The organism is Amycolatopsis sp. NPDC043885 (assembly GCF_056435685.1).
This window is the reverse complement of sequence record NZ_JBWKEA010000032.1, coordinates 1-23,708: the sequence shown is the minus strand read 5'-3', so window position 1 is coordinate 23,708 and position 23,708 is coordinate 1. Positions and strand designations below refer to the sequence as shown.

The window sequence follows — 23,708 nt, the reverse complement described above, 5'->3', positions numbered from 1 at the left end:
CACCGGCCGCTCCCGGGGTTCGGGAGGTCAGCCCTTGATTTCGGTCCAGGCGCGGGTCCACTCGCCGTAGTCCTTGCACTTGATGTCGGTGCGGCCGTCGAGGCACTGCGCGATCGGCGTCGTCCAGTACTGGATCTTCGAGGCGTACGCGGCGTCACCGGCGTGGAAGGTCTCGCAGTGCGCCTTGTTCTTGGTTTCGGCACACGCCTTCGGGTTCGAGGGCGATTCACCGAAGTACTCGGCGACCTGAGCGTTCGCCTTCGGGCTGACGATGTGGTTCAGCCACTTGTAGGAGCAAGTCTTGTGCGGCGACTTCGCGCCCACCATCCAGGTGTCCGACCAGCCGGTCGCGCCTTCGGACGGCAGCACGGACTCGACCGGCGCACCCTCGCTCTTGGTCAGGTTCACCGTCACCTGCCAGGCGGTGCCGACGACGGCGTCGCCGCTCTTGAGCGCCTGGCTTTCCTTCAGGTAGTCCGACCAGTACTCCGCCACCATCGGCCGCTGCTGCTTGAGCAGGTCGACCGCGGCCTGGAACTGCTTGTCGTCCAAGGCGTACGGGTTCTTGATGCCGAGTTCGGGTTTGTGCGTCTGCAGGTACAGCGCGGCGTCGGCGATGTAGATCGGCGAGTCGTAGGCGGTGATCTTGCCCTTGTACGGGCTGTTCGCGTCGAACATGACGGACCACGATGTCGGCGCCGGGGTCACCTTGTCGGTGCGCCAGGTGAGCAGGTTCGCGCCCCAGCCGTGCGGCACGCCGTAGGAGACGTTGTTGACGCTGTTCCACGGGCGATTCTTGAGGAAGTCGAAGACGTCTGCGTAGTTCGGCACGAGCGCGGTGTTCACCGGTTCGACGTCTCCGGACGCGATGAGCCGCAGCGAAGCGTCACCGGAGGCGGAGATGACGTCGTATTGTCCGGTCTTCATCAGGCTCACGGCCTCGTCGGAGGTGCCGAACGCCTTGACGTTGACCTTGCAGCCGGTCTCCTTCTCGAAGCCGGTGACCCAGTCGACGGCCGGGTCGTTGGAACCGTTCTCCGCATAGCCGGGCCAGGCCAGCACGTTGACCTGGCCTTCCGGCTGGCCGAGCTGCGCGAGCGCGTCGAGCTTCGGCGGGATGAAGCCCTGTCCGCCGGGCGCGGCGGCGGTCGAACTGGATCCGGAGGTTCCGCAGGCGGCCACGAGCAGGCCGGCGCCGAGCAGGCCGGCGAGCGCGAGTTTCCTGTTCTTCATTGAACAACCTTTCGGTACAGGGGGAGAACTAACCGGCTTCGGGGACGCGGAAGCTGTGTTCGTGCGGCCAGCTCAGGCGGACCCGGCCGCCTTCGAAGTCCGCGGGTTCGGCGGTGTTCTGCCGGACCACGGAGAGCTGGCCTCCGGCGTCGAGCGTGACCTCGTAGCGCACGGTCGCGCCGGCGTAGACGGTGTCGGTGACGGTGCCGGTGGCGCTGGTCTCGCCGACCTCGGCGGATTTCGAGAGATCGGCGTCGATGCGGATCTTCTCGGGGCGGATGCTGAACACACCGGGTTTGCCGACGATGTTCTCGGCGCCGCCGCCGCTGAGCAGGTTCGAGGTGCCGACGAAGCCGGCGACGAACGCGGACGCAGGCCGTTCGTAGACCTCGACCGGTGAGCCGACCTGTTCGATGCGGCCGGCGTTGAACACCGCGATGCGGTCGCTCATCGTCAACGCCTCGTCCTGGTCGTGGGTGACGAAGATGAAGGTGATGCCGACGTCGCGCTGGATCTGTTTCAGCTCGGTCTGCATGGTGTGGCGCAGTTTCAGGTCGAGGGCGCCGAGTGGTTCGTCGAGCAGGAGCACCTTCGGCCGGTTGACCAGTGCCCTGGCGAGCGCGACGCGCTGACGCTGGCCGCCGGAGAGCTGGTCGGGTTTGCGCTCGCCGAACTCGCCGAGACGGACGGTCTCGAGAGCCTCCTTCGCGCGCTGACGTCGCTCCGCGCGGGGGACGCGCTTCACCCGGAGGCCGTACTCGACGTTCTGCTGCACGGTCATGTGCGGGAAGAGCGCGTAGTCCTGGAAGACGGTGTTGACGTCACGGTCGAAGGGCGCGAGACGGCTGACGTCGCGGCCGTGCAGTTCGATCGTGCCCGCGGTCGCGAGCTCGAAGCCGGCGATCATGCGGAGCACGGTCGTCTTGCCTGAGCCGGACGGGCCGAGCATCGAGAAGAACTCGCCGGGCGGGATGTCGAGGTCGACGCCGTCGACCGCGTGGACCTGGCCGAACTCCTTGCGCAGCCCGCGCAGCCGGATGGCCGGAATCGCGCCTCCACCTGCGGAAGTGATAGCAAAGGTCCCTTGCTCCCCCTTGGCGGAGGTGGGCGCTTGATGAGGCATGGCGTGCCTTTCGGTGGTCGTCACAGCGCGCTCATCACGTGCTTGACGCGGGTGTAGTCCTCGAGGCCGTAGAGCGAGAGGTCCTTGCCGTAGCCGGACTTCTTGAAGCCGCCGTGCGGCATTTCGGCGACCAGCGGGATATGCGTGTTGATCCACACGCAGCCGAAGTCGAGCTTCCCGGCCAACCGCATCGCCCGCTGGTGGTCGGTGGTCCACACCGACGACGCGAGCGCGTACTCGACGCCGTTGGCCGCGGCCAACGCTTCGGTTTCGGTCTCGAAGCGCTGCACGGTGATGACCGGACCGAAGATCTCCGTCTGGCTGATCTCGTCGTCCTGACGGACCCCGGAGATCACCGTCGGCTCGTAGAAGTAACCCTCGTCCCCATGCCGCTTACCTCCACAGTGGACTATCGCGTGCTCGGGCAGCCGGTCGACGAAGCCGGCGACCCGGTCGAGCTGGGCGGCGTTGTTGAGCGGTCCGTAGCTGACCGACCTGTCGTCGGGCTTGCCGGTGGTGGTCGCCTGCGCTTGCCTGGTGAGAGCCGCGACGAAGGTGTCGTGGACTTCGTCGGCGACCAGGACCCGCGTCGCCGCGGTGCAGTCCTGGCCCGCGTTGAAGTACCCGGCCGCGGCGATGCCTTCAGCGGCCGCTTCGATGTCGGCGTCGGCGAAGACCACTACGGGCGCTTTACCGCCGAGCTCGAGGTGTACGCGCTTCACGTCCTTCGCGGCCGAAGCGGCGACCTCGATCCCTGCCCGCACGGAGCCGGTGATGGACACCATCGCGGGGATCTCGTGCTCGACGAGCGCGCGCCCGGTGTCGCGGTCGCCGCAGATCACGTTGAGCACGCCGGACGGCAGGAATTCGGCGCAGATCTCGGCGAAGAGCAGGGTCGACGCAGGCGTCGTGTCGGCCGGTTTGAGCACGACGGTGTTCCCGGCGGCGAGCGCGGGGGCGATCTTCCAGACCGCCATGAGGAGCGGATAGTTCCACGGCGTAACCTGCGCGCACACGCCGATCGGTTCTCGGCGGACGAAAGAGGTATGCCCTTCCATGTACTCGCCCGCCGACCGTCCTTCGAGGACACGCGCGGCCCCCGCGAAGAACCGCAACTGGTCGACGATCATCGGCAGTTCTTCGGCCGCGGTGAGCGCGATCGGCTTGCCGGTGTTCGCCGATTCGACGAGCACGATCTCTTCCGCGCGTGCTTCGACGGCGTCCGCGATCTTCAGCAGCGCGAGCTGGCGCTGTGCGGGTGTGGTCTCGCGCCAGGTTTCGAAAGCGGCGGCCGCGACCTTGAGCGCGCGGTCGACGTCTTCGGGGCCGGCGACGGCGGCGGTGCGATACGGGCGGCCGGTGACGGGATCGACGACGTCGGCGACCTGGCCCGACGCGGATCCGGTGTACTCACCGCCGATGAAGTGCTTCAACTGCTGCACGAGAGCTCCTGGCTACTGGGCCTGGGGGCGTGAGGCGATAGCAAAGGTCCCTTGCTCCCTTTTGGGGGGCGAGGGAGCTAAAACATATAAGTCCAGATGTTAAATGACAAGACGGTGGGGCAAGATTGCTTCCATCGGGTAGCGGTACGGGCGAAGGGCCACCATGCGTAAGGGGATGTCGCACAGCGCGCGATCAGCGATGTTCGCGCCGCTCGACCAGATCGGCCGGGCGGAAGCGGTCACCGCGCGGCTGGTCGACGCCATCACGCTCGGGCTGCTGGCCGATTCGGAACAGCTGCCGAGCGAAGCCGAGCTGGCCGCCCAGTTCGGCGTCTCCACCGTGACGGTTCGCGAAGCGCTCGTGGCCTTGCGACAGCAGGGCCTTGTCGAGACGCGACGCGGCCGAGGCGGCGGAAGCTTCGTGAAGACTCCTGTCAACCCTTCGGCCGCTTCGTGGCGAGAGCGCCTTCGCACGGTCTCGCTGTCCGAGCTTCGCGACGTCGGCGATCACTACCTCGCCATCGCGGGCGCCGCGGCCAAACTCGCCGCCGAGCGGAGTTCGCCCGAAGACATCGAGCGGCTCGAACTTGCGACCGAGGACATCCGCACGGCCACCGGCGCGGAAGCGTCGCGCGCCGAGCGCCAGTTCCATCTCGAAGTCGCCGCCGCCGCCCAATCGCCACGGCTGACCAGGGAAGAAGTGCAGTTGCAGAGCGAACGCGGGGGATTGTTGTGGCTGCCGCTCGAGCCGCACGGCACCCGCGAGAACGCCTACGCCGAACACCGCGCGATCGCCGCCGCCATCGCGCAGGGAGACGGCGAGCTGGCCAGAAAGCTCACCGAGGAGCACATCCTCGAAGCGATAGACCGGCTGGCGGACGTGCATTTAGACCTTCTGGCCCCTTAAGCTGCGGCATCCGCGCATCCGAGGTGAGCATCGTGAACGACACACCGTCCGCCGGTTCCGAGGTCGTCGAACAGGTATCCACCCTGGTCGAGGACGTCTTCGGCAGGCTGAAGCCGCTATTGGCAGGCGCCGAGGGGCTCCTGGCCGCGCCCACCGATGCCACCGCCGAAGACCTGGCCCGCCTCCGGCCGCAGGTCTTCGACGTCCTCGGCGGCCTGGTCGTCGGCGCCGGGTTCATCAGTGCGCCGAACGCGCTGGCCGATCAGGAATTCGGCTTCGAATGGTGGACCGAAACCGGTGACGCCGAGCCGGTGCAACTGGTCATCAGCCTCGATCCGGACAGCGAGAACTTCCTGGATTACACCCGGCAATCGTGGTTCACCGTCCCGCGTGACACCGGCCGCCGCCACATCAACGGCCCGTACGTCGACTACCTCTGCACCGACGAGTACACGCTGACCTTCACGGTTCCCGTCCAGCGTGACGGGTCGTTCGCGGGGGTCGTCGGCGCGGACATCTACGTGCGCGAGGTCGAGCGCCTGCTGCAGCTGAAACTGCGTGCGCTCGGCGTGCGCTCGGCGCTGGTCAACGCGCAGGGCCGGGTGATCGTCTCGAACAACGCGCGCCAGGCGACCGGATCGCTGGTCCGCGAGGTCGACGTCCCGGCGTGGTGGTCCGCCGGCGCGGAACCGGTCACGACGGAGACCGGCACCCACCTGCGGCGCTGCGGCGACTCGCCGATCGCCCTGGTCAGGTCCGAGCGCTGACCTGTAGCGCCAGCCAGAATTCGGCTCGCACCCCGGGGGAATCGAGATCACGGCCGGTCAGTTCGGCGACCTTGCGCATACGGTTGCGCAAGGTGTGCCGGTGGACGCCGAGCCGCGCGGACGCCAGATCCCAATGACCGTGGTGTTCGAGCCAGCAGGTCAGTGAGGAGACCAGTTCGCCGCGGCCAGTTTCGTCATGCTGCCGCAGCGGCGCCAGGAGGCTGTCCGCGAACGCTTGTGCCGCTTGGGGGTCGACCATCTCCAGGAAGCCTCGCCCGGCGTGCTCCGCGAACCGGACCAACGGCGAGCGCTCGGCCTTCGCCGCTTCCGCCGCCTGTTTCGCCTGCCGGAGCCCGGCCGGGAAATCCACTGTGGACACCGGATCGGACAGCCCGGCGTGCAGCCCGCCGATCCGGGAAGCCTGCCGGGCGACGGTCTCCACGTCGCCGAGCGCGACCACGAACGCCCCCGACTCGCCGAAGAACACCTTGTCTCCGGCCGTTTCGGCGTCGAGCGCGTCGGCGAGCGAGCGGCGCGCACCCACGGAACCGGCGACGGCCAGCACGGACCACGGCGCTTCCGGAACACCGCCCCAGAGCGACTTCATCGTGCGCGTGGCGAGTTCGGTGTGCCCCGCGGTGAGCAGGTCGCACAGCCCTGACCTCAGTCGCCGCAACGCGCCTACGTGTTCACGGTTCTGTTCCAGGGCAAGGGAAAGCAACGACACCGCGGTGTTGACGATGTGCTGCCCCGCGGCATCGAGCGGCTCGCGGGTGCCGACGGCGAGCACGCCCCGGGCACGGGTGTCGAGCGTCTGCAGGATGACCTCGTACTCCCCCGCCACCGTCACCAGTGTGCCCGCTCGCAACCGCGCCAAGTCCTCCCGGACAGCGTCGGCGAAAGGCCGCGCGGATGCCGACGAGGCTTCGGTGACGGCACCTGAAGAGTCGAGCAGTAGCACCCAGCCGTCGACCAGCTTCGCCAGTTTGCGCACCACGCCACCGGGCCCGCCCTTGCCGACGGCCGTCCTGGTCAGTTCCTGCTGTCCCTTGCCGGTGCGCACGAGCGAGGCGTACTCGTCGGCGGCCACCGCGCGGGAGACCGCCCGCGTGATCGCGATGAACGGCGTCTTCCTCGGCACTTCGAGCACCGGCAGCCCGACCTCTTCCGCGGTGTCCACAAGGGACCGCGGAATGCTCTCGTGGCTGAGGCCGACTCCGAAACCGAGCCCCGCCACGCCGGCGTCGACGAGCCGCCGGATGTACCCGGGCGACGTGGTCTCATCGAGGGCGAGGCCGGTGGTCAGCAGCAGTTCGCCGCCTTCGAGGAAGGCCTGCGGATCGGTCAGTTCGGTGGGGTGGACCCACCCGATCGCCCGGTCGAGCCCCGACTCGGCCGCGCGCACCCGCAGGCCGAGCGGACGTTCGGCCACGAGGGCGGCGAGGGTCAGTGCCATGTTGTCCAACTCTACGCCTCGATATCGACAAGATGTCGAGCTGACGCGGACCGGGCGGGCTCCCATTCTGGAGGGCGCCCCCGTCCCTCGCGTCCGCAGGAGTCTGGCCGTGACCGTCACCACCGAAACCCAGCGCAGGCTGCGCACCGAGATCCCCGGCCCCGCCTCGCGCGCCCTGCAGGAGCGACGCGCCGCCGTCGTCGCCGCGGGCGTGAGTTCGGTGCTGCCCGTCTACGTCACCTCGGCCGAAGGCGGCCTGCTCACCGACGCCGACGGCAACGTCCTGATCGACTTCGGTTCCGGCATCGCGGTGACCAACGTCGGCCACGCCGCCCCCGCCGTCGTGGACCGCGTCCGCGAGCAGGTGGGCCGGTTCACGCACACGTGTTTCATGGTCACGCCGTACGAGGGGTACGTCGAGGTGTGCGAGGCACTCGACAAGCTGACGCCGGGCACCCACGAGAAGCGTTCGGTCCTGTTCAACTCCGGCGCCGAGGCCGTCGAGAACGCGGTGAAGATCGCCCGCGCCGCGACCGGGCGCCAGGCCGTCGTCGTCTTCGACCACGCCTACCACGGCCGTACCAACCTGACGATGGCGCTGACCGCGAAGTCCATCCCCTACAAGCACGGTTTCGGCCCGTTCGCGCCCGAGGTCTACCGGGTGCCGGGGTCGTACCCGTACCGCGACGGGCTGTCCGGTCCCGAAGCGGCGCGGATCGCCATCGACCGCATCGAGAAGCAGATCGGCGGCGACCAGGTCGCGGCCGTCGTGCTGGAACCGGTGCAGGGTGAGGGCGGCTTCATCGAGCCCGCTCCTGGGTTCCTGCCCGCGCTTTCCCGCTGGTGCACCGAAAACGGCGTCGTGTTCGTCGCCGACGAAGTGCAGACCGGCTTCTGCCGCACCGGCGAGTGGTTCGCGTCCACGCACGAAGACGTCGTCCCCGACCTGATCACCACCGCCAAGGGCATCGCGGGCGGGCTGCCGCTCGCCGCCGTCACCGGCCGCGCGGAACTGCTCGACGCCGTCCCGCCGGGCGGGCTCGGCGGAACCTACGGCGGTAACCCGATCGCGTGTGCCGCGGCGCTCGGCTCGATCGAGGTCATGCGCCAGGAGAACCTCGCGGCGTCGGCGAAGCGCATCGAGAACACGGTGCTGCCGCGACTGCGGGCGCTGGCCGAGGAGACCGGCGTGATCGGCGACGTCCGCGGCCGCGGCGCGATGCTGGCCGCCGAGTTCGTGAAGCCCGGCACCACGGAACCCGACGCCGACCTGACGAAGCGCGTCGCGCAGGCCTGCCACCAGGCCGGTGTCGTCGTCCTCACCTGCGGTACCTACGGCAACGTCGTCCGCCTGCTGCCGCCGCTGTCCCTGTCCACCAAACTGCTCGACGAGGGCCTGACCGTCCTTGAGCACGCTGTCCGCACGGAGGCTTCCAAGTGAGCACCTTTCCTTTCTGGGTAGCCGGAAAGCCGGTCACCAGCGGCGAGACCGTCGTCATCCGCCACTCCTTCGACGGAAGCGAGGCGGGCTCGCACCACGTTCCGTCCACTTCGGACATCGAGACCGCGGTCCAGGCCGCGCACGACGCCCAGGAGGAATTCGCGACGCTGCCCGCGCACGTCCGGGCGGGCGCGTTGGACCACGTGTCCCGAGTTTTGGGTGAGCGGTCCGAAGAGCTGGCGCGGCTGATCACCGCCGAGTCCGGCAAGCCGCTGAAGTGGGCGCGCGGCGAGGTCGGGCGCGCGGCGTCGACGTTCCGCTGGGCCGCCGAGGAGGCGCGCCGGTTCTCCGGTGACCTGCAGCGGCTCGACACCGACCCGGGCGGCACCGGACGGCTGGCGCTGGTCCGCCGTGTGCCGAAGGGCCCGGTGCTCGGCATCACGCCGTTCAACTTCCCGCTGAACCTGGTGGCGCACAAGGTCGCGCCGGCGATCGCGGTCGGCGCGCCGATCGTGCTCAAGCCCGCGCCCGCGACACCGCTGACCGCGTTGCTGCTCGGCGAGATCCTCGCCGAGACCGATCTGCCCGCCGGAAGCTGGTCGATTCTTCCGGTGAGCAACGAGGAATCGGCCAAGCTGGTTTCAGACCCGCGGCTGCCGGTCGTGTCGTTCACCGGTTCCGTGCCGGTGGGCTGGGGCATCCGGGACAGCGTGCCGCGCAAGCACGTCGCGCTCGAACTCGGCGGCAACGCGGCGGTGCTCGTCTGTCCTGATTGGACTGATCTGGACTTCGCGGCGCAGCGGATCGCGACGTTCGCGATGTACCAGGCGGGCCAGTCGTGCATCTCGGTGCAGCGCGTGTACGCGCACGCCGACGTCTACGACGAGCTTCAGACGAAGGTGCTGGAACAGGTGCGCGCGCTCGGGACCGGCAACCCGCGGACGGACGGCGTGGACGTCGGGCCGCTCATCAACACCGCGGCCGCTTCCCGGGTGGAATCGTGGATCACGGCGGCTGTCGAGGCGGGCGGCGAACTGCTGACCGGCGGGAAGCGCGACGGCGCGACCGTCGAGCCGACGGTGCTCGCGAACGTGCCGGAGGACGCGTCGGTGATGGCCGACGAGGTCTTCGGGCCGGTCGTGTCGATCACGCGCGTGGACTCGGTGGAGGACGGAGTGCGCCGGATCAACGACTCGCGTTTCGGTTTGCAGGCGGGCGTGTTCACGCGCGATCTGCCGACGGCGTTCGACGTGTCCGCGAAGCTGCGTGTCGGCGGTGTGCTCGTCGGCGACGTGCCGAGCTTCCGCGCCGACCAGATGCCTTACGGCGGCGTGAAGGACTCCGGCGTCGGCCGCGAGGGCCCCGCGTCGGCGATGGCGGACTTCACCGAGGAACGCGTCACCGTCCTGACCGGCCTGACTCTCTGACCTGCCCGCATTTAGTCCTCTGAATGCGCTGCAACCGCATTCAGAGGACTAAATGCGTCAGGTGGGAGTGGGCCTCGACGAGCGAAGGGCCGTACCAGGTCAGGAAGCGCCCGGAGACCAGCACGTGCTTCGCGCCGGGGAACGCTTCGGGGCCGTCATCCGCAGTGAACTCGTACGGCTCGTCGGGCAGTACGAGCAGGTTCGCGTCTCCGGCCGCGAAGCGCGCTTGGAGCTCGTCGAGCTTCGGACGCGGGTAGCGCTCTTCGTGGTCCGCGTAGACGTTGCCGATTCCGACGCGATGCAGGACGTCGCCGCCGAAGGTGTCCCTGCCGAGCACGATCCACGGCTTCCGCCAGACCGGCACGACCGCACGGAACCGCTCCGGCAAGGTCTCCCGCCAGATTTCTTCGGCCTCGACCAGCCAATCCGGCTCGGCGAGGTCGTAGGCCTGCGTCAGGATCCGCCGGATCGAGGCGAGCGCGCCGGGCACGGTCGCCGACGCCTCCATCACCCAGACCGGAACCCCGTTGGCGCGTAAGCATTCCACGTCTTCCGGCCGGTTCTCCTCGGAGTTGGCCAGCACCAGATCCGGCTCGAGTTCGAGCACCTTGTCCACGTTCGGGTACTTCGAGCCGCCCACCCTCGGGACGTCCAGATCGACCGGATGGGTGCAGTAGTCCGTGGCGCCCGCGAGCCTTCCCGGCGCGCTCACCTCGACGGCCTCGGTCAGCGACGGCACGAGCGACACCACCCGCGACGCCGGTTCGCGCAGCGGGACCACTTCGCCGAGGTCGTCGATCATGCCCGCTCGAACGACAGTTTCCGCTTGTCGACGTCCACCGCTGTGAGCCGGACCCGGATCCGCTCGCCTTCGGGCGGCTTCTCGCCCGCGCACTTGCCCATCACCGGCGGATTCTCGATCAGGATCTCCGACTTGGAGTCGTCGGCTCGCAGCACGATCGCGTCGAACTCTTCGCCGATGTGCTCGGCCATGACCCAGGCCTCGACCTGGTCGATGCAGGCACGTTCGACCTTCGCCGCCAGTGTGTCGGACGCGGTCATCTGCTCCGGCACCTCCGAAAGCGCCGCGCGGACCCACTCGGGTGCCTCGCGGCCGGCGCTCACGGCGAGGCAGATCTCGGTGGCGAACCGGTCGACCAGCCGCCGGATCGGCGCGGTGACGTGGGCGTACGCGCCGCCGATCCCGGCGTGCGTGGTCAAGGCGGGCAGTTCGCCGTCGAACGCGGTGTACCCGGCGCCGCGCAGAAGCCTGGTGGTGTCGGCGAAAAGCGCCATGGACGCGGGTTGACCGGGGTCGAGCGCGGCCAGGAACTCCGACACGCTCTTCCCCTCGGGCCAGTCGATGTTCAGCGCCTGCGCGGACCGGCGCAGCCATTCGATCGCTTCGGCGTCGGGCTGGGGCAGCGTGCGCAGGACCCCGATCCCGGCGCCGATCATGATCTTGGCCGCGGCCATGCCGGTGAGCAGCGAGATCTCGGCGTTCCACGCGTCGACGTCGTTACGCGGCCGCTGGATCAGCGCCCACCCGCCGTCTGGGTCGCCGCCGATCTCCTGCTCCGGCAGCTGCAACTCCACCGCTCCGCGCCGGATCGCGAGTTCGCGGCGCAGACGGCCCAGCTCCGGCAGGGCGGCTACCGAGGGATGCGGGTCGCCCGCGTCGATCGCCGCCTGGACGGTCTCGTAGTCGAACTGTTCGGTGGACCGGACGAGCGCCCGGCGGACGTTGGTCGCCGTCGGCTCGCCGGCCGCGTCGACGTCGATGGTCCACAGGACGGCGGGCCGGGTCTCCCCCGGCAGCAGGCTCGCCGCGCCCTCGGACAACACCGGCGGATGGAGCGGGACGTTCCCGTCGGGCAGGTAGAGCGTCTGCCCGCGACGGCGCGCCTCCTTGTCGAGCGCGCCACCCGGCGGGATGAACGCGGCCAGGTCGGCGATCGCGTAGTGGACCCGGAACCCGCCGCCCTCGACGCGCTCGATCAGCACCGCCTGGTCGAGGTCCTTGGCGCCGGGCGGATCGATGGTGACGAAGGGCAGGCCGGTGGCGTCCTCGCGTTCCCCCGCAGACTCGAGCGGGTCGACAACCGCCGCCTCCGCCTCGGCGAGCACTTCGGGCCCGAACGACTCCGGCAGCGAGAACTCGGCTCGAAGGTGACCGAAGTCCCCTCCCGCCGCATGTGTCCTGATCACGAGTGGAGGCACCACCCAACCCTATCCCGATCCGGCGCCGTTGATCGCCCGTTCGGGTGCGGGCCGGTCGGGTGTACGTTACGGACCGAAATGAAAACCGATACCCTTTTCAAAACGACAGGAAGGGCCGTGGCGTGAAGATCGCGTTCGTCGGGAAGGGCGGCAGCGGGAAGACCACGCTGGCGTCGCTGTTCACCGCGTACCTGGCCGGCGGCGGGAAACCGGTTCTGGCGATCGACGCGGACATCAACCAGCACCTCGCCGTCGCGCTCGGCGCGAGCGAGGAAGAGGCCATCGCGTGGCCGACGCTGGGCGACAACATGGGCCTGATCAAGGAGTACCTGCGCGGTGACAACCCGCGGATCGCCGACGCGGCCTCGATGATCAAGACGACGCCCCCGGGGCGCGGGTCGCGGCTGGTCCGGCCGTTCGAGGACAACCCGATCTTCCAGGCCTGCTTCCGCGAGTTCGGCGGCGTGCGGCTCGGCGTCACCGGGCAGTTCGACGAGGACGATCTCGGCGTCGCCTGCTACCACTCGAAGGTCGGCGCGGCGGAGCTGCTGCTGAACCACATGATCGACGACGCGGGTGAATACGTCGTCATGGACATGACCGCCGGCGCCGACGCGTTCGCGTCCGGGCTGTTCACGCGGTTCGACGTGACGTTCCTGGTGTGCGAGCCGACCGTACGCAGCGTCGGCGTGTACCGGCAGTACGCCGACTACGCGCGGGACTTCGGTGTGCGGCTGGTCGTCGTGGGCAACAAGGTCACCGAAGACGAGGACATCGAGTTCCTGCGCGAAGAGGTCGGCGACGCCCTGCTGGGCTGGATGGAGAACTCGCGGCACGTCCGCGCCGCCGAACGCGGCCGCGCCCGCCCGATCGGCGAACTCGAGGCGCACAACCTCGCGACGCTGGGCTCGATGCTCGCGACCGTCGACGGCGAGCAGCGGGACTGGGCGCGTTACCAGCGACAGGGCGTCGAGTTCCACCTCCGCAACGCGCGGGCTTGGGGCAGCGGGCGGGCCGGGGAAGACCTCACCGCGCAGGTGGACCCGGAGTTCGTGCTCGGCCCGGCGTTGGCGCGGCAGGACGCCTGACCGGCTGCCGGGAGTCCGTGAAGGCCTCCTTCCCCACTCTCAAGGTAGGGAAGGAGGCCTTCACGGACCAGTGATCAGTCGCCGTTCCACTTGGCGTCTTCGGCGTCGGCCTGCCTGGTGCGTTCCTTGGCGATCTCCAGGGCGCGCCTCGCCGTCGCCTCGTCCGGGTACGGCCCGAGTAGGTCGATGCTCCGGCCTCGTTCCAGGTGCTCGACCTGGTTCGTCTTGGTGTTGAAGTACCAGCCCTGATCCGGGTTCGGGTCGCTCGACATGGGTCAAGCCTGACATCACCCGGACGTCCTGTCATCACTTGCGATAGCGGTAGGGGATCTCCGTGGGATCGCCGGTCGGGCCGAACTCGCCGCCCTCGGGCGGGTCGACCTTCGAGCTTTCCGGCACGTTCTCCGCGAGTTCGTCGAACCAGCCGCGGTGCATCGGGATGCCGCGCGGCGGGGTCGCCGGTTCGGGTGACACGGGAATTCCCGGCGGCGGCGACACCGGCTGCGTCAACGGAGGAGCCGGGGGCATCGCGGACGACGGCGGTGTCACGGGCGGCTCCGGCTCGGCCTGGGAGGGCGCGGCGGCGGCCGGGGCTTCCAGGGTGGAAGGAGGCGCGCTCACCGGCGGAGGCGGCGACATGTGGTTCCCGGACGGCGGCTGTGTCCACGTGGGCTGGGGCAGCGGCGGCTGGGACACCGGCGGTTGGGCCGACGGTGCCTGAGACGCGGGCGTCTGCGGGGCGGCGGCCTGAGACGCAGGTGGTTGGTGCGCAGCAGGCTGCGAGGCCTGCGCCTGAGCCGCGGCAGGCTGCGAGGCCGGCGCCTGGGACGCAGGTGCTTGAGGCGCGGCAGCCGGCGGGGCCGGTGCCTGAGGCGCAGGCGCTCCCTGATGGCCCGGCAGCGGCGGCCCCGAAGGTGTGACCGTGCGCCACACCGGCGCGGGCCCGATGTTCATCGGCGCCGGAGCGCGAGGCGGCTGCCCGGTCACGGGCGGCGCGGCCTGCGACGGCGCCGGGGGCGCCTGACGCTGCGACGGCTTCGGAATCGGGTCGAGACACGAGACGAGCACCGTCGTGTTCGCCGGGTCTTCGATCTTCCGGCCGCTGCGCTCGCGGTAGATCATCTCGCCTTCGGTGTCCATCTCGACCAGGTAGCCGGCCTCCGCCAGCTGCTCCTCGTCGAGATCGACGAGCTTTTCGTAGCGCGACGGGACCACCCGGTAGATCGGCCAGGCGAGCCTGGCGTTCTCCTGGTGGAACTGGGCCAGCAGGGTGGCCATCTGCTGCTGCCAGGGCAGCGACATCCCCTCGGCCAGCGAACGCGGCAACACGACGTAACCGGGATCGACGCCGGGCCAGCCCTGGTTCAGCTGGTCGGCCAACGGCGTGCTCGACGCCGGCCGCGCCGCGTGCCGCGCGGGCTGGGCGGTGCCGAAAAGATCGCGGGGATCGACCTCAGGGCCGTTGCCCGCCGCGGGCTTGCCTCGCCTTCCGAATTTCCGTGCCACGTTCTTCATCCTCTGCCAGTGTGCGGCCGCGTGCCGGTGGACAGGCCGCCACTTCGGGTGAATCCGATGGTCCCGCGATCGCGATACCACGCTCTCACCATGCTAAACGCCAGGGCGGACCGCCTGCGCGACCACTTCGGCCTCGTCGAAGGAGAAGTCTCGGATGTGCACCGGCACCCCGGTCTGCTGCGCTTCGACGATCTTGCCGTCACCCAGATACATCGCCACGTGGTGGATGGTCGCCGGGTTCGACGGCACGGTGGCGAGGAACAGCAGGTCACCCGGCTGCGCCTGCCGCACCGGCAGCATCGCGCCCGCCTTGTACTGGTCGCGGGAAACGCGCGGCAGGATGATCCCGGCCGACTCGTAGGCCCGCAGCATCAGCCCGGAACAGTCGTAGCTGTTCGGTCCCGTGGCGCCCCAGACGTACGGCTTTCCCTGCTCGGCGAGGGCGAACTTGATGGCCTGCGCGGCCGCCTGGCTCGGCGGCACCACGCTGCCGACGCTCGTGCCGCAGCCGACGACGTCGACGATCTGGCCCTCGTTCTGCACGAGGAGGGCCGCCATCGGCTCCCAGTTGTGGTAGCGGTCGGGGAAGCCGGAGCGCTCGACCCGCTGGGCGGCGTCGCCGGGCCGCATGTTCTCCCAGTCCGGCACCGCGAGCAGGACGTCGTAGAACTTGTTGACCTGGTACGGCGGGTCGGTGACCTGGGCGACGGTGCCCCAGCCCATCGACGGCCGCATCTGGAAGATGCCGAGCGAGTCGCGGTCGCCGTAGGTCAGGTTCCGCAGCTTGGACTCGGTCATCCCGGCCTGGATCGCCACCTGCCACGCGCGCGGAGACAGCGAGCGCTGCTTGCCGATCGAGATGATCAGCGCGACGATCCCCTTCTGTTCTTCGTCCAGCTTGTTGATGTCCGAAGAACCGCGATCGGTCTGTCCAGGCAGGGTCGGCCCGATCGACGCGTCGCAGGAGGTCTTGACGACCCCGCCCGACTGCGCCTCCACATGGTCGGTCACCACCTTGGTGACCGTGCTCGTGGTGACCACCGCGGCGAAGACCGCGGCGATCAGCACGCCGACGATGAGCCCGATCTTCATCGGGTCAGCCCGCTTGGGTGAACTTGGTGACCCGCCATCCCGGGTTCGTCTTGACGACGGTCACCCGGACCTTGGGCCCGTCCGTCGAGACGTCGACCTCCATCGAACCGGCGAGCGAGGAGACCACCTGCGGCTCCCCGGCCACCCTGGTCGCCTTGATGTTCGCGGGGTCCACCGTCGTCAGTTCCCCGGCGAGGTACTCCTCGGTGGTGTACGGCCGCAAGCCGCTCAGCCACTGCTCGGTCGTCGTACCGTCGGGATGGTTCGCCCATGCCGTCACCCAATTCTTGGCGACCCGGATACCGTCCTGGTCAGGTGGCGCGGAAGACGGCGGAGGCTGGGTGGTGAGCCTCGGCGGCAACGTCGACGTCACGGTCACCGGCGCCGCGACGCCGGGACGCGAGGTGGCTGTCGCCGATGAACCCGGCCCGGTGGCCGTCTGTCCCGGTTTTCCGATGGCCTTGGGCAGCAGGATGCCCAAGGCGGTGAGCACGACCGCGAGGATCACCAGCGTGCCGACGAGGTGGCGGGGCGAGCGCAACGGCCAGCCCCACAGTCTGCGGTAGACCGCGGTGCGCCCGCGGTTGGTCCGGATCGGCATGGGTCACCGGCCCACTGCGTGGTCTGTGTCGCGGACTTCCTCACGGACTTCGAGCCCGCGCGACGGCCGGTACAGCACGAAGACCGGCTTCCCCGCGACGACTTCGGGGTCGACGCGGCGAGGGCGCGGGGTGGACGGGCCGGCTTGCACCGGCACGGCACCCGAGTAGTCAGGAGTGGTGTAACCGCCGCCCGCGGAGTTCATCCGCGACGGCACCACGACCGGCTCGGGTTCGTCGCTCCAACGCCGGTCGGCGACCGGCGAGGTGTCGACCCGGCGGCTCGGTACCTGGATCGGGCTCCGCCCGCCGGAGGTGAACATCGAGTCGCCGGGATTGCCCGCGGACGGGTTGTACTGGCCGAACACGGGAACGCCTCCGCCACCGCCGGCGGGCAGCGCGGGCAGCCCGCCGCCACCGCCGACGGCACCCGGCCACGGCGCTCCCGACCAGGCCGCCGCGGGGCGGATCGCGCCGGAACCGTTGTCGAGCCGCTGGGAGCTGGCGAAGATCGTCGCTTCGGGGCGGAACCGCCCGCCGCCGACCGTCGCGCCCACGGGACCGCGGAGATCGCCGTCGACGACGTCGTCGGTGTCGCGGACGTTCTGCCAGAAAGCGTCCTGCGGGGTCTGCTCGTTGTTCTTCTTGCGGAAGCGGGAGAAGAGCCCGCCGCGCGGTGAAGGCATCGCCCCGCCGACCATGCCCACGGACATCTCGACCATCTGCCACAGCCGCCGCACGGGACGGCCGACCATGAACAGCAGGACGGTGATGATCGCGGCCAGCACCATCTTCGTCAGCAGGGACAGCGAATTCCCCGCGGTGAAGATCGCCTCCAGAAGGAGGGTGTGCACACCGGCCAGCACCGAGAGCACCATCAGGTTGAAGGCGACCGCGCCGACGACCTTCAGGATGCGCTGCATGATCTGGGGCTGGAGCAGCGCGATCAGGCCGATCAGCGGAGCCGTCAGCACGAAGATCCTGATCAGCACCTGCGCGAGCAGCACCGTGGCCTTGGCCAGCAGCTGGAACAACGAGTAGAAGATTCCCTGGCCCAGCGAAAGGAAACCGGCGCCGACGCGGCTGCCGTCCTCACCCGTGAAGTACCCGGTCGCCGGGCCGAGTTTGGTCGAGATGTCCTTGAACGCCGCCTTCTTGGAGTCGACCAGCGCGGCGTCGGCGTCCCCGCCCTGCTGGATCTGCCCCCAGGTGAAGGCACGCGCGTCCAGGAGAGCGGGACCGTACTGGATCGCCTGCGGCGAGTCCGGGCTGCCGAACTCTCCACGGAGCCAGTTGTCGTAGACGACCCGGCAATGCAGCTCGGTCGGGACCCGGTCCCACGGCTGGCGCGCGGCCACGGCCTCCGGAGTCGCCTGACACGGCTGCGCGGCGGGCGGCTGCGGCTGGGACGGCGGCGGCGTCTTGGCCTCGTCGATGAACCCGGCCTGGATGTTGGTCGTGGTCTGCACGATCGCGTTGTCGATCGGATCGAGGAATCTCAGCAGTGCCAAGGAAGACGCGGCGAGCCAGACCGCGGCCAGCCCGTACAGCGCCCGTTTGCTGACCGCCGCGAGATCACCGCGCCAGATGTTGCGGAACAACATGATCGACATGATCAGCGCGGCCAGGCCGAAGAGCTGCGCATAGATGTTGTTGTAGACTTTCTCGGCCCCGGCCTTGACGGCGTTGTACAGCGGGCTGAGCAGGCTGCCCTGCAACACGGTGTAGTGCAGCGAGTTCGTGGCACCGACGATGTTCTTGCCGATGTTGAACAGCTGGTTGCCCGCCCAGGTGTCGATCGTCGAGTTGGGCGAGGTGATCCCCGCGAGCGGGCCGCAGTCGGTTTCGAAGGTGTCCCAGACGTGTCCGGCGTACCCGTAGACGTTGTACGGGCTGCCGCCTTCACCGCGAGCGGTGGCGGGCGGGTCGAGCGCGCCGACCATGCCCGCGCCCGGCCGTTCCGGGTTCGGCGCCTCACCGCAGGCCGCGGCCGACGCCGCCGGAGCGGTCGCCACGGCTTGAAGGCCCAGGATCACCATGACGACGAACATCGTCGCGCGGCGGCTGGGTCTGGTCTTGCCGGGCCGCGGCCCCTCTTTGAGCCGGCGGCGCAGCGCGTGCCAGCCGGCGGCGAACGCGAGCACGAACGCCAGTGTCAGCACTGTGTTCATGCGGCATCCCTGCCGGTGCCACCCTTGCCGGCGCGCGCGTGCTCGCCTTGACCCCCGTTACCGTTGTGTCCATTTTGGACGGCACCCTGGACCTCACCTGTCTCCGCGGCGAGCGGGTCCGGGGCGCCCAGCATCTGTTCGTCGGTGAGGCCGACCTCGAGTTCGGCCGCGAGCTCGAGGTCCTCTTCGAGTTCGAAGTCGTCCTCGGGCGGCGAAGCCACGAACGGCTTCTCCTCCGGGACCGCGAGCTCGTTGCCCGGCCTGGACGGTTTGGCGTCGGGTGAACCCGGCGTGGTGTCCATGACCCGGCGCAGATGCTCCAGGTGCGGGCCGGAGAAGTCGACTCGGATCCGCTCCACGCCGCCGGCGCCGTCACCGAAGACGAACTGCCGCGGCTCGACGTCGCGCTGGAGATCGCGTTGCGAACCGGGGCGGCGGCCCAGCGCCGCGACGACCTGTTCGTAGCCGACACCGACCGGGACCTTCAGCAGGCGCAGCGCGTCGGCCTGGGCGTCGTCGTCGTCCAGGCGGCCGACGAACACCGAATCGAGCAGCGCCACGAAACCCTGGATCTTCAGGAAGTCCGCGGGGATCTGCGAGGACAGCAGGACACGGACGTTCCACTTGCGCGAGTCACGCGCGAAGCGGTTCATCAGCACGCGACCGGTCGGGACCTCGGAGAGGAAGAACGCCTCGTCGATCCAGACGCCCTTGCGCAGTTCCTTCGGCTTCTCGTACACCGACCGCTGCGTCAGCCACGCGGCGAGGTTCAGCATCTCGACGCCGAGGGATTCCGCGTCCGTCCAGTACTCGCGCGGGACGCCGTCCTTGGGCAGGGTCAGCCCCGCCATGGTCAGCACGGTCATCCGGTCGTCGCGGGTCTCGGAGTACGGGTCCGCGTCGGTCTCCGGGATGAGCAGCGCCATCCGCTCGCGCATCTCGTCGAGGAAGTCCGCGACGACGACGGCGTGCTCGTGGTGCTCACTGGAGTCGCGCCGCAGCGCGTCGATGACCTGGCCCGGGTCGGCGTCGAACCGGCCGCCGACCGCGCGGACGGCGCGCAGCAGCACGATCCGGGTCTGCGCCATCCGCGAGACCTCGTACGGCAGGACGCCGGTGAGGACGTCGAGCACGAGACGGCGGCGGGTCGCGCCCGCGAGGGCCTTCTCCCGCCGCCACGAACGCTCGGGGTCGTCTTCGTCCATGAAGTGCTCGATCTGCGGCTCGGCGACCACCCGGTACGGGTTGAGGATGCCGGGCTGCGCGTTGAGCAGGTTGATCGGCCGGGCGTACGGGCGCAGCTCGGGCAGGTCGCAGAGCCGCGACAGCGGGCCCGAGGGGTCGAGGATCGTCCAGTGCGCGCCCGCGCGGAGCGTCTTGTAGACGATGCCGCCGCCGAGGAACGACTTACCGCCACCGAGGCCCGCGACCATCGCCGTCAGACCGGAACCGTCGCGGATCTCCTGCGCCATCCACGGGTCCCAGGCCACCGGGCGCCGGGTCGCGGTGACGGTCTCGCCGAGCAGGATGCCGCGGCGGTCGCCCACCTCGGCCGTCGCCGTCGGCACGGACGACGCCGCCCACACGACCGAACCGCGGCGCATGTACGCCGCCGAAGCCAGCGGCTCGCCGGGGATGAACTCCCGGGCCAGCGCGTACTGGGCTTCGGGATGCTCGACCGCGATCTTCGGCTTGTAGAGGTCGAGAAGCTGCTGGGCCAGGCGCAGCGCGTCCCGCTCCGTCGGCCCGGACACCGCGAGCCGCCACCACGACCGGACCCGGGTGGCCAGCGCGGTGAAGCCCGACGTCATCTCGTCGTCGATCTCCAGCACGCGGCCCGCCTGGCGCGCCAGCGACTGCGGCGGCTCCAGCTCGTGCTCGTCGGTGTAGTGCTTGACCTGCGAGCGCACCTTGTTCATCTGGCGCTGCAGCTCACCGGCGACCTCTTCGGGCCGCCGGACGTAGATCCGCGCGGACACCTCGACCGCCGCGGGCAGCCGGTCCGCGTGCTGGATCCACGGGTCGTCGACCTCGGGGATCTGGAGGCCGTGCATCTGGCCGACGGTGAGGACGGCGAGATGCCGCGAGACGCCGGCGTTCGACCCCGTGCGACCGCGGACGGTCACCGTCGGCGCGTACGGCTCGGCGTGGAAATCCGCCGCGTCGGTGAAGCTGGCGAGGTCCTCGGGCTCCCAGGCCGCGCCGGGGACCGCGGGCATGTTGCGCGGCGCGGGCAGGCCCAGCGAGCACGAACGGTGCATCAGCCAGGACATCTCCTCGGCGTGCACCGGACGGCCTTCGAGCCCGGCGGAGCCGATCACCTGGTCGAGGTGCTCCACCTCGGAGTCGAGCGCGGCCAGCTCGGCGTCGACGGCCTCCGGCAGGATCTTGCGCAGCACCGGGGCGGCGCTCTCGACCGCGCGGTCGATCATCCGCCTCGTCTGCACCTGGACGCCGAGGTACACCTCTTTTTCGGCCATCGAACGGCCCATCAGCTGCTGCTGCTCGCCGATGAGGTAGTCGTCGAAGGACAGTGCGCCCTGGACGTCCTGAGGACGGCCGACGGCGTTGTGCACGTGGGCCTCGGCCCACATGCGGATCGGGTACGGCCGGTTGGTCACGCGCAGGTGCAGCCAGCGGCCCTGGAGCTCCGCGTACTGCCCGGCGATGGCCGCGATCAGGTCGCGGCGCTGCGAGTCCGACCGGAACGACCAGCGCTGTGGCGCGAGCCGGTACCAGGCGTACACCTCATAACCGGTGCGTAACAGGTGCCCGTCGATGCTTCGCGCCGCGATCGACGGGGTATACGAGGGTATGGCCGCCTCGCCGGGCAGCCGCCTCCCCTTGCCGGCCTTCTTGGGCTGCGCGGAGCGGACCTGCTGGGGCGCGTGCCAGGCCCCTTGCTGCAGATCTCGATCACGTTTTCCTCGGCTTCCGCCGCGACCGAACAACGACTACCTCCCGGCCCGAGCCGCAGGGCGGCTCCGACGCGCTCGTGGTGTTCCCTGAGCTCCGGCGCCGCCGCCGTAGCCGTGGTGCTGGTACTGCCGTCTCCTGCGGTGCTTCGGTAGCGGGCGGTTCGCCCGTACCCGGACACGGGAGGCGCTGGCCGCGCCGCCTGTGCCCGTGGTCCGTTCTCTGGGTGTGTTGAGCTCTTTCGCCGCCATCGCGGCCACGGCGCCCAGCGGACGCTCGTGGCTGATCTTGGCCGTGATCAATCTGGTGATCACAATTGTGGCGACGAAGGCCCAGGCGGTCGAGAAGAACCCGAAGCTCCAGCCCGCCCACCGTTCGACGGTGAGCACGAGCAGGAAGACCGGGATACCGACGAGCCACGCGACGTAGCGGGCTCTCCAGGGAAAAGTCGCTTTCGGCGGGCCGAGCCATACGGCATCGACCCGGTAAACCTCGTCATCGGTACGGATACGCAACGCGAGCCCTCAGCCTGTGAAGAGGCCGGCGATCCACTGGCCCACGTTGACTCCGGCGCCACTCACCGCGAGGCCGATGATCGCCAGCGCGATCACGACACCGGCGAGTCGGCGCATGACACCCGCGTTGTCCCCTTTGCCACCGCCCAGCCACAGCAGAAGAAGCGCGACGGCCAGCAGCACCAGGGGGATGATGTTGTCGATCAGCCAGGTGCGGACGTTGCCGGTGCCGAGCTCGCCGGCGGCCAGCGTGTCGAGGGTGGTCATGGTCATCATCGCATTACTCCCGGTGCGCGGAGAGGGGGTTCGCGCGGTTCTGGCTCGGTGGTGCTTCGAACATCATGGCGTCACGAGGCGTAGTGGTCAAAGCGCGCTCTGTAGATATCGTTTTGTCTACTGATCACAGAGCGAGGCACAGCACCCCGACCATCCTCGGTCTCCATCATCGCTGCAAGGGTCGTCTGAATTAACCCCGGCCACCCGTATTTCGCAGTGTGCTGACGGCCTCACTCGCTTGCGAGGCATCTTGCTCACCCTGAGTACTGACCGACCGAGGAGAATCCAGCCTCGACCAGTGTGACATGACTCGTTCGGTGGCTTCTCGCGAGTCCGCTGGGTGAGCACGCATTCGACAAAAATCCTGAGCGCCGGTCAAGTGAAAGTCACACTTCCGTTACCCTAAGCGAAAACAGAGCGGATATTTTCACTACATAGCGTGATTATCGGCCTGTCGAGAACACATTCGCGGGAAAAGCGCCCGCTTCGACGGCCTGGCGACTCAAAGGTCCGCACAGCTCGTGAAGCCGCTTCGTCTTCTCCTCGCCGAGATGCTCCCAAGGCCCTGTCGACGCCGCGTTCGTGGCGACTTCGAGCCGTTCGCGAAGATCGTTCCCGGCCTCGGTCAGGCCACCCTCGCCGTCGAGGATGCCCTGCTCGCGAAGCTTGACGGCGGCGTTGTCCCACTGCTCGTCGCTCCAGCCGCGGGATGCCTTGGCCGCGGCTGGCAGGAACCCCTTGCCGGTGGCGGTGTGCGTGACGAGGGCGGCGAGCCCGTCGAGCCCGTTGGCGACGAGCGCGGCGATGTGGCCGTCGCCGCGATGCTCGCGCAAGAGGGTGATGGCGTGCCAGAGGACGAGATGCGGTTCGCTCGGCCAGTCGAGACCCGCGTGCCCGGCGTACAGGGGACGGCCGTCGACCTGGCAGCCGCCGGTCGCCTCACGGGCGAGCTCGGCCGCCTCGGCGACCTCGTCGGAACCGAGCGTCTCCTTGCCGAGCAGCCGGGTCAGCGTCGCGTCGACGGCTTCGAACCGGGCCTCGATGATCTTTTCGGGCGTGGCCAGCGTCCACGCGCGCGGGATGTGGCGGGCGACGAGTTCGGGGTTGAAGTTGTAGAAGGTGGCCGCGACCACGCCGGGACCCACCGCGCCCATCGGCGCCGCGCGGCCCGCGAAGTACGTCATGCGCCCCGGCCGGAGGCCCGCGCCGGTGAGCGCGGCTTCCGTCTCGGGGGCGAAGTAGGTAAGGGAATGCAGTACATCGAACGTCCCGCGGAACCGTCCCGTGACGCGACTCGCTTCGCCCATGGGAGCACCCTACCGACAAGTAGTGACGGGCGCAGCGTCCGAAAGGGCGGCGGTGGGAGCAGGGGACCTTTGCTATCACTTCCGCAGGTCGGGAACAGGAAGGACGGGGTCGGCGTGGTCGTGGGGGGGGGGTTTGGGTTTTGCCCCCACCCCCCCCCCCCCCCCCCCCCCACCCCCCCCCCCCCCCCCCCCAACCCCCTCCAAGGCCCCCCC

The 23,708-nt window shown here is 69.5% G+C and carries 20 protein-coding genes; 5 read left to right on the top strand and 15 right to left on the bottom strand.

Annotated elements, in window-relative coordinates:
- Positions 1 to 27: 27 nt before the first annotated feature.
- From AC069I_RS43500 to AC069I_RS43490, 3 genes are read right to left on the bottom strand one after another with little or no spacing between them, the layout of a single operon-like run.
- Positions 28 to 1,233, bottom strand: coding sequence for an ABC transporter substrate-binding protein (locus AC069I_RS43500; RefSeq protein ID WP_478230366.1), 1,206 nt, complete (start codon positions 1,231 to 1,233; stop codon positions 28 to 30).
- 28 nt (positions 1,234 to 1,261) lie between these two features.
- Positions 1,262 to 2,356: an ABC transporter ATP-binding protein gene (locus AC069I_RS43495; RefSeq protein WP_478268024.1), complete on the bottom strand. Its 1,095-nt coding sequence runs from the start codon at positions 2,354 to 2,356 to the stop codon at positions 1,262 to 1,264.
- Between the two features lie 20 nt (positions 2,357 to 2,376).
- Complete coding sequence (locus AC069I_RS43490) at positions 2,377 to 3,798, bottom strand: gamma-aminobutyraldehyde dehydrogenase (RefSeq protein ID WP_478230367.1); 1,422 nt, start codon at positions 3,796 to 3,798, stop codon at positions 2,377 to 2,379.
- Positions 3,799 to 3,961: 163 nt separating this feature from the next.
- Between AC069I_RS43490 and AC069I_RS43485 the strand changes: the two genes are divergently transcribed.
- Complete coding sequence (locus AC069I_RS43485) at positions 3,962 to 4,705, top strand: FadR/GntR family transcriptional regulator (RefSeq protein ID WP_340684343.1); 744 nt, start codon at positions 3,962 to 3,964, stop codon at positions 4,703 to 4,705.
- A 32-nt stretch (positions 4,706 to 4,737) separates the two neighbouring features.
- On the top strand, positions 4,738 to 5,472 hold the full coding sequence (locus AC069I_RS43480; RefSeq protein ID WP_478268013.1) for a cache domain-containing protein: 735 nt from the start codon (positions 4,738 to 4,740) through the stop codon (positions 5,470 to 5,472).
- Here the strand turns inward: AC069I_RS43480 and AC069I_RS43475 are convergent.
- A complete protein-coding gene (locus tag AC069I_RS43475) occupies positions 5,456 to 6,928 on the bottom strand; it encodes a PucR family transcriptional regulator (protein WP_478268012.1) in 1,473 nt (490 codons plus the stop codon). The two genes, AC069I_RS43480 and AC069I_RS43475, sit on opposite strands and share 17 nt — an antisense overlap.
- A 109-nt stretch (positions 6,929 to 7,037) precedes the next feature.
- Between AC069I_RS43475 and gabT the strand changes: the two genes are divergently transcribed.
- Positions 7,038 to 8,369 carry a 4-aminobutyrate--2-oxoglutarate transaminase gene (gene gabT, locus AC069I_RS43470; RefSeq protein WP_478230370.1) on the top strand — a complete coding sequence of 444 codons (1,332 nt, stop codon included), beginning with the start codon at positions 7,038 to 7,040 and terminating at the stop codon, positions 8,367 to 8,369.
- Positions 8,366 to 9,796 (top strand): aldehyde dehydrogenase family protein, encoded by a 1,431-nt coding sequence (locus tag AC069I_RS43465; RefSeq protein ID WP_478230371.1) that lies wholly within the window; start codon positions 8,366 to 8,368, stop codon positions 9,794 to 9,796. The genes gabT and AC069I_RS43465 overlap by 4 nt, the downstream gene beginning before the upstream one ends.
- A 40-nt stretch (positions 9,797 to 9,836) precedes the next feature.
- On the opposite strand, the gene AC069I_RS43460 is transcribed toward AC069I_RS43465, so the two are convergent.
- Both AC069I_RS43460 and AC069I_RS43455 read right to left on the bottom strand, forming a co-directional pair.
- Positions 9,837 to 10,598, bottom strand: a complete 762-nt coding sequence (locus AC069I_RS43460; RefSeq protein ID WP_478230372.1) for a helical backbone metal receptor — start codon at positions 10,596 to 10,598, stop codon at positions 9,837 to 9,839.
- Positions 10,595 to 12,004, bottom strand: a complete 1,410-nt coding sequence (locus tag AC069I_RS43455; RefSeq protein ID WP_478230380.1) for an RNB domain-containing ribonuclease — start codon at positions 12,002 to 12,004, stop codon at positions 10,595 to 10,597. The genes AC069I_RS43460 and AC069I_RS43455 overlap by 4 nt, the downstream gene beginning before the upstream one ends.
- Positions 12,005 to 12,138: 134 nt before the next feature.
- Here AC069I_RS43455 and AC069I_RS43450 point away from each other — a divergent pair, with 134 nt between their 5' ends.
- Positions 12,139 to 13,104 carry an ATP-binding protein gene (locus AC069I_RS43450; protein ID WP_478230373.1) on the top strand — a complete coding sequence of 322 codons (966 nt, stop codon included), beginning with the start codon at positions 12,139 to 12,141 and terminating at the stop codon, positions 13,102 to 13,104.
- Between the two features lie 74 nt (positions 13,105 to 13,178).
- On the opposite strand, the gene AC069I_RS43445 is transcribed toward AC069I_RS43450, so the two are convergent.
- From AC069I_RS43445 to AC069I_RS43405, 9 genes are all read right to left on the bottom strand, one after another.
- A complete protein-coding gene (locus tag AC069I_RS43445; protein ID WP_016331585.1) occupies positions 13,179 to 13,376 on the bottom strand; it encodes a hypothetical protein in 198 nt (65 codons plus the stop codon).
- Positions 13,377 to 13,410: 34 nt separating this feature from the next.
- Entirely contained in the window at positions 13,411 to 14,619 is a 1,209-nt protein-coding gene (locus AC069I_RS43440) for a hypothetical protein (RefSeq protein ID WP_478268011.1), read from the bottom strand.
- A 93-nt stretch (positions 14,620 to 14,712) separates the two neighbouring features.
- The gene (locus AC069I_RS43435; RefSeq protein ID WP_478230375.1) at positions 14,713 to 15,711 is read right to left on the bottom strand and encodes a C40 family peptidase; all 999 of its coding nucleotides are present in this window, start codon (positions 15,709 to 15,711) and stop codon (positions 14,713 to 14,715) included.
- A 4-nt stretch (positions 15,712 to 15,715) separates the two neighbouring features.
- Positions 15,716 to 16,312 (bottom strand): hypothetical protein, encoded by a 597-nt coding sequence (locus AC069I_RS43430; RefSeq protein WP_478230376.1) that lies wholly within the window; start codon positions 16,310 to 16,312, stop codon positions 15,716 to 15,718.
- Between the two features lie 3 nt (positions 16,313 to 16,315).
- The gene (locus tag AC069I_RS43425) at positions 16,316 to 18,481 is read right to left on the bottom strand and encodes a magnesium transporter (protein ID WP_478230377.1); all 2,166 of its coding nucleotides are present in this window, start codon (positions 18,479 to 18,481) and stop codon (positions 16,316 to 16,318) included.
- Entirely contained in the window at positions 18,478 to 21,432 is a 2,955-nt protein-coding gene (locus AC069I_RS43420) for an ATP-binding protein (protein ID WP_478230378.1), read from the bottom strand. Before AC069I_RS43420 ends, AC069I_RS43425 begins: the two co-directional genes overlap by 4 nt.
- Before the next feature lie 3 nt (positions 21,433 to 21,435).
- Positions 21,436 to 21,912 carry a hypothetical protein gene (locus AC069I_RS43415; RefSeq protein ID WP_076153445.1) on the bottom strand — a complete coding sequence of 159 codons (477 nt, stop codon included), beginning with the start codon at positions 21,910 to 21,912 and terminating at the stop codon, positions 21,436 to 21,438.
- A gap of 9 nt (positions 21,913 to 21,921) precedes the next feature.
- A complete protein-coding gene (locus tag AC069I_RS43410; RefSeq protein ID WP_007035338.1) occupies positions 21,922 to 22,188 on the bottom strand; it encodes a hypothetical protein in 267 nt (88 codons plus the stop codon).
- Between the two features lie 443 nt (positions 22,189 to 22,631).
- Complete coding sequence (locus AC069I_RS43405) at positions 22,632 to 23,495, bottom strand: SCO6745 family protein (protein ID WP_340684354.1); 864 nt, start codon at positions 23,493 to 23,495, stop codon at positions 22,632 to 22,634.
- Positions 23,496 to 23,708 lie beyond the last annotated feature (213 nt).

Bases quoted from the DNA above. Each gene is read 5' to 3' on its own strand.
- AC069I_RS43500 (WP_478230366.1), bottom strand. From the start codon at position 1,233: ATGAAGAACAGGAAACTCGCGCTCGCCGGCCTGCTCGGCGCCGGCCTG.
- AC069I_RS43495 (WP_478268024.1), bottom strand. From the start codon at position 2,356: ATGCCTCATCAAGCGCCCACCTCCGCCAAGGGGGAGCAAGGGACCTTT.
- AC069I_RS43485 (WP_340684343.1), top strand. From the start codon at position 3,962: ATGCGTAAGGGGATGTCGCACAGCGCGCGATCAGCGATGTTCGCGCCG.
- AC069I_RS43475 (WP_478268012.1), bottom strand. From the start codon at position 6,928: ATGGCACTGACCCTCGCCGCCCTCGTGGCCGAACGTCCGCTCGGCCTG.
- AC069I_RS43460 (WP_478230372.1), bottom strand. From the start codon at position 10,598: ATGATCGACGACCTCGGCGAAGTGGTCCCGCTGCGCGAACCGGCGTCG.
- AC069I_RS43445 (WP_016331585.1), bottom strand. From the start codon at position 13,376: ATGTCGAGCGACCCGAACCCGGATCAGGGCTGGTACTTCAACACCAAG.
- AC069I_RS43440 (WP_478268011.1), bottom strand. From the start codon at position 14,619: ATGAAGAACGTGGCACGGAAATTCGGAAGGCGAGGCAAGCCCGCGGCG.
- AC069I_RS43435 (WP_478230375.1), bottom strand. From the start codon at position 15,711: ATGAAGATCGGGCTCATCGTCGGCGTGCTGATCGCCGCGGTCTTCGCC.
- AC069I_RS43430 (WP_478230376.1), bottom strand. From the start codon at position 16,312: ATGCCGATCCGGACCAACCGCGGGCGCACCGCGGTCTACCGCAGACTG.
- AC069I_RS43425 (WP_478230377.1), bottom strand. From the start codon at position 18,481: ATGAACACAGTGCTGACACTGGCGTTCGTGCTCGCGTTCGCCGCCGGC.
- AC069I_RS43410 (WP_007035338.1), bottom strand. From the start codon at position 22,188: ATGATGACCATGACCACCCTCGACACGCTGGCCGCCGGCGAGCTCGGC.
- AC069I_RS43405 (WP_340684354.1), bottom strand. From the start codon at position 23,495: ATGGGCGAAGCGAGTCGCGTCACGGGACGGTTCCGCGGGACGTTCGAT.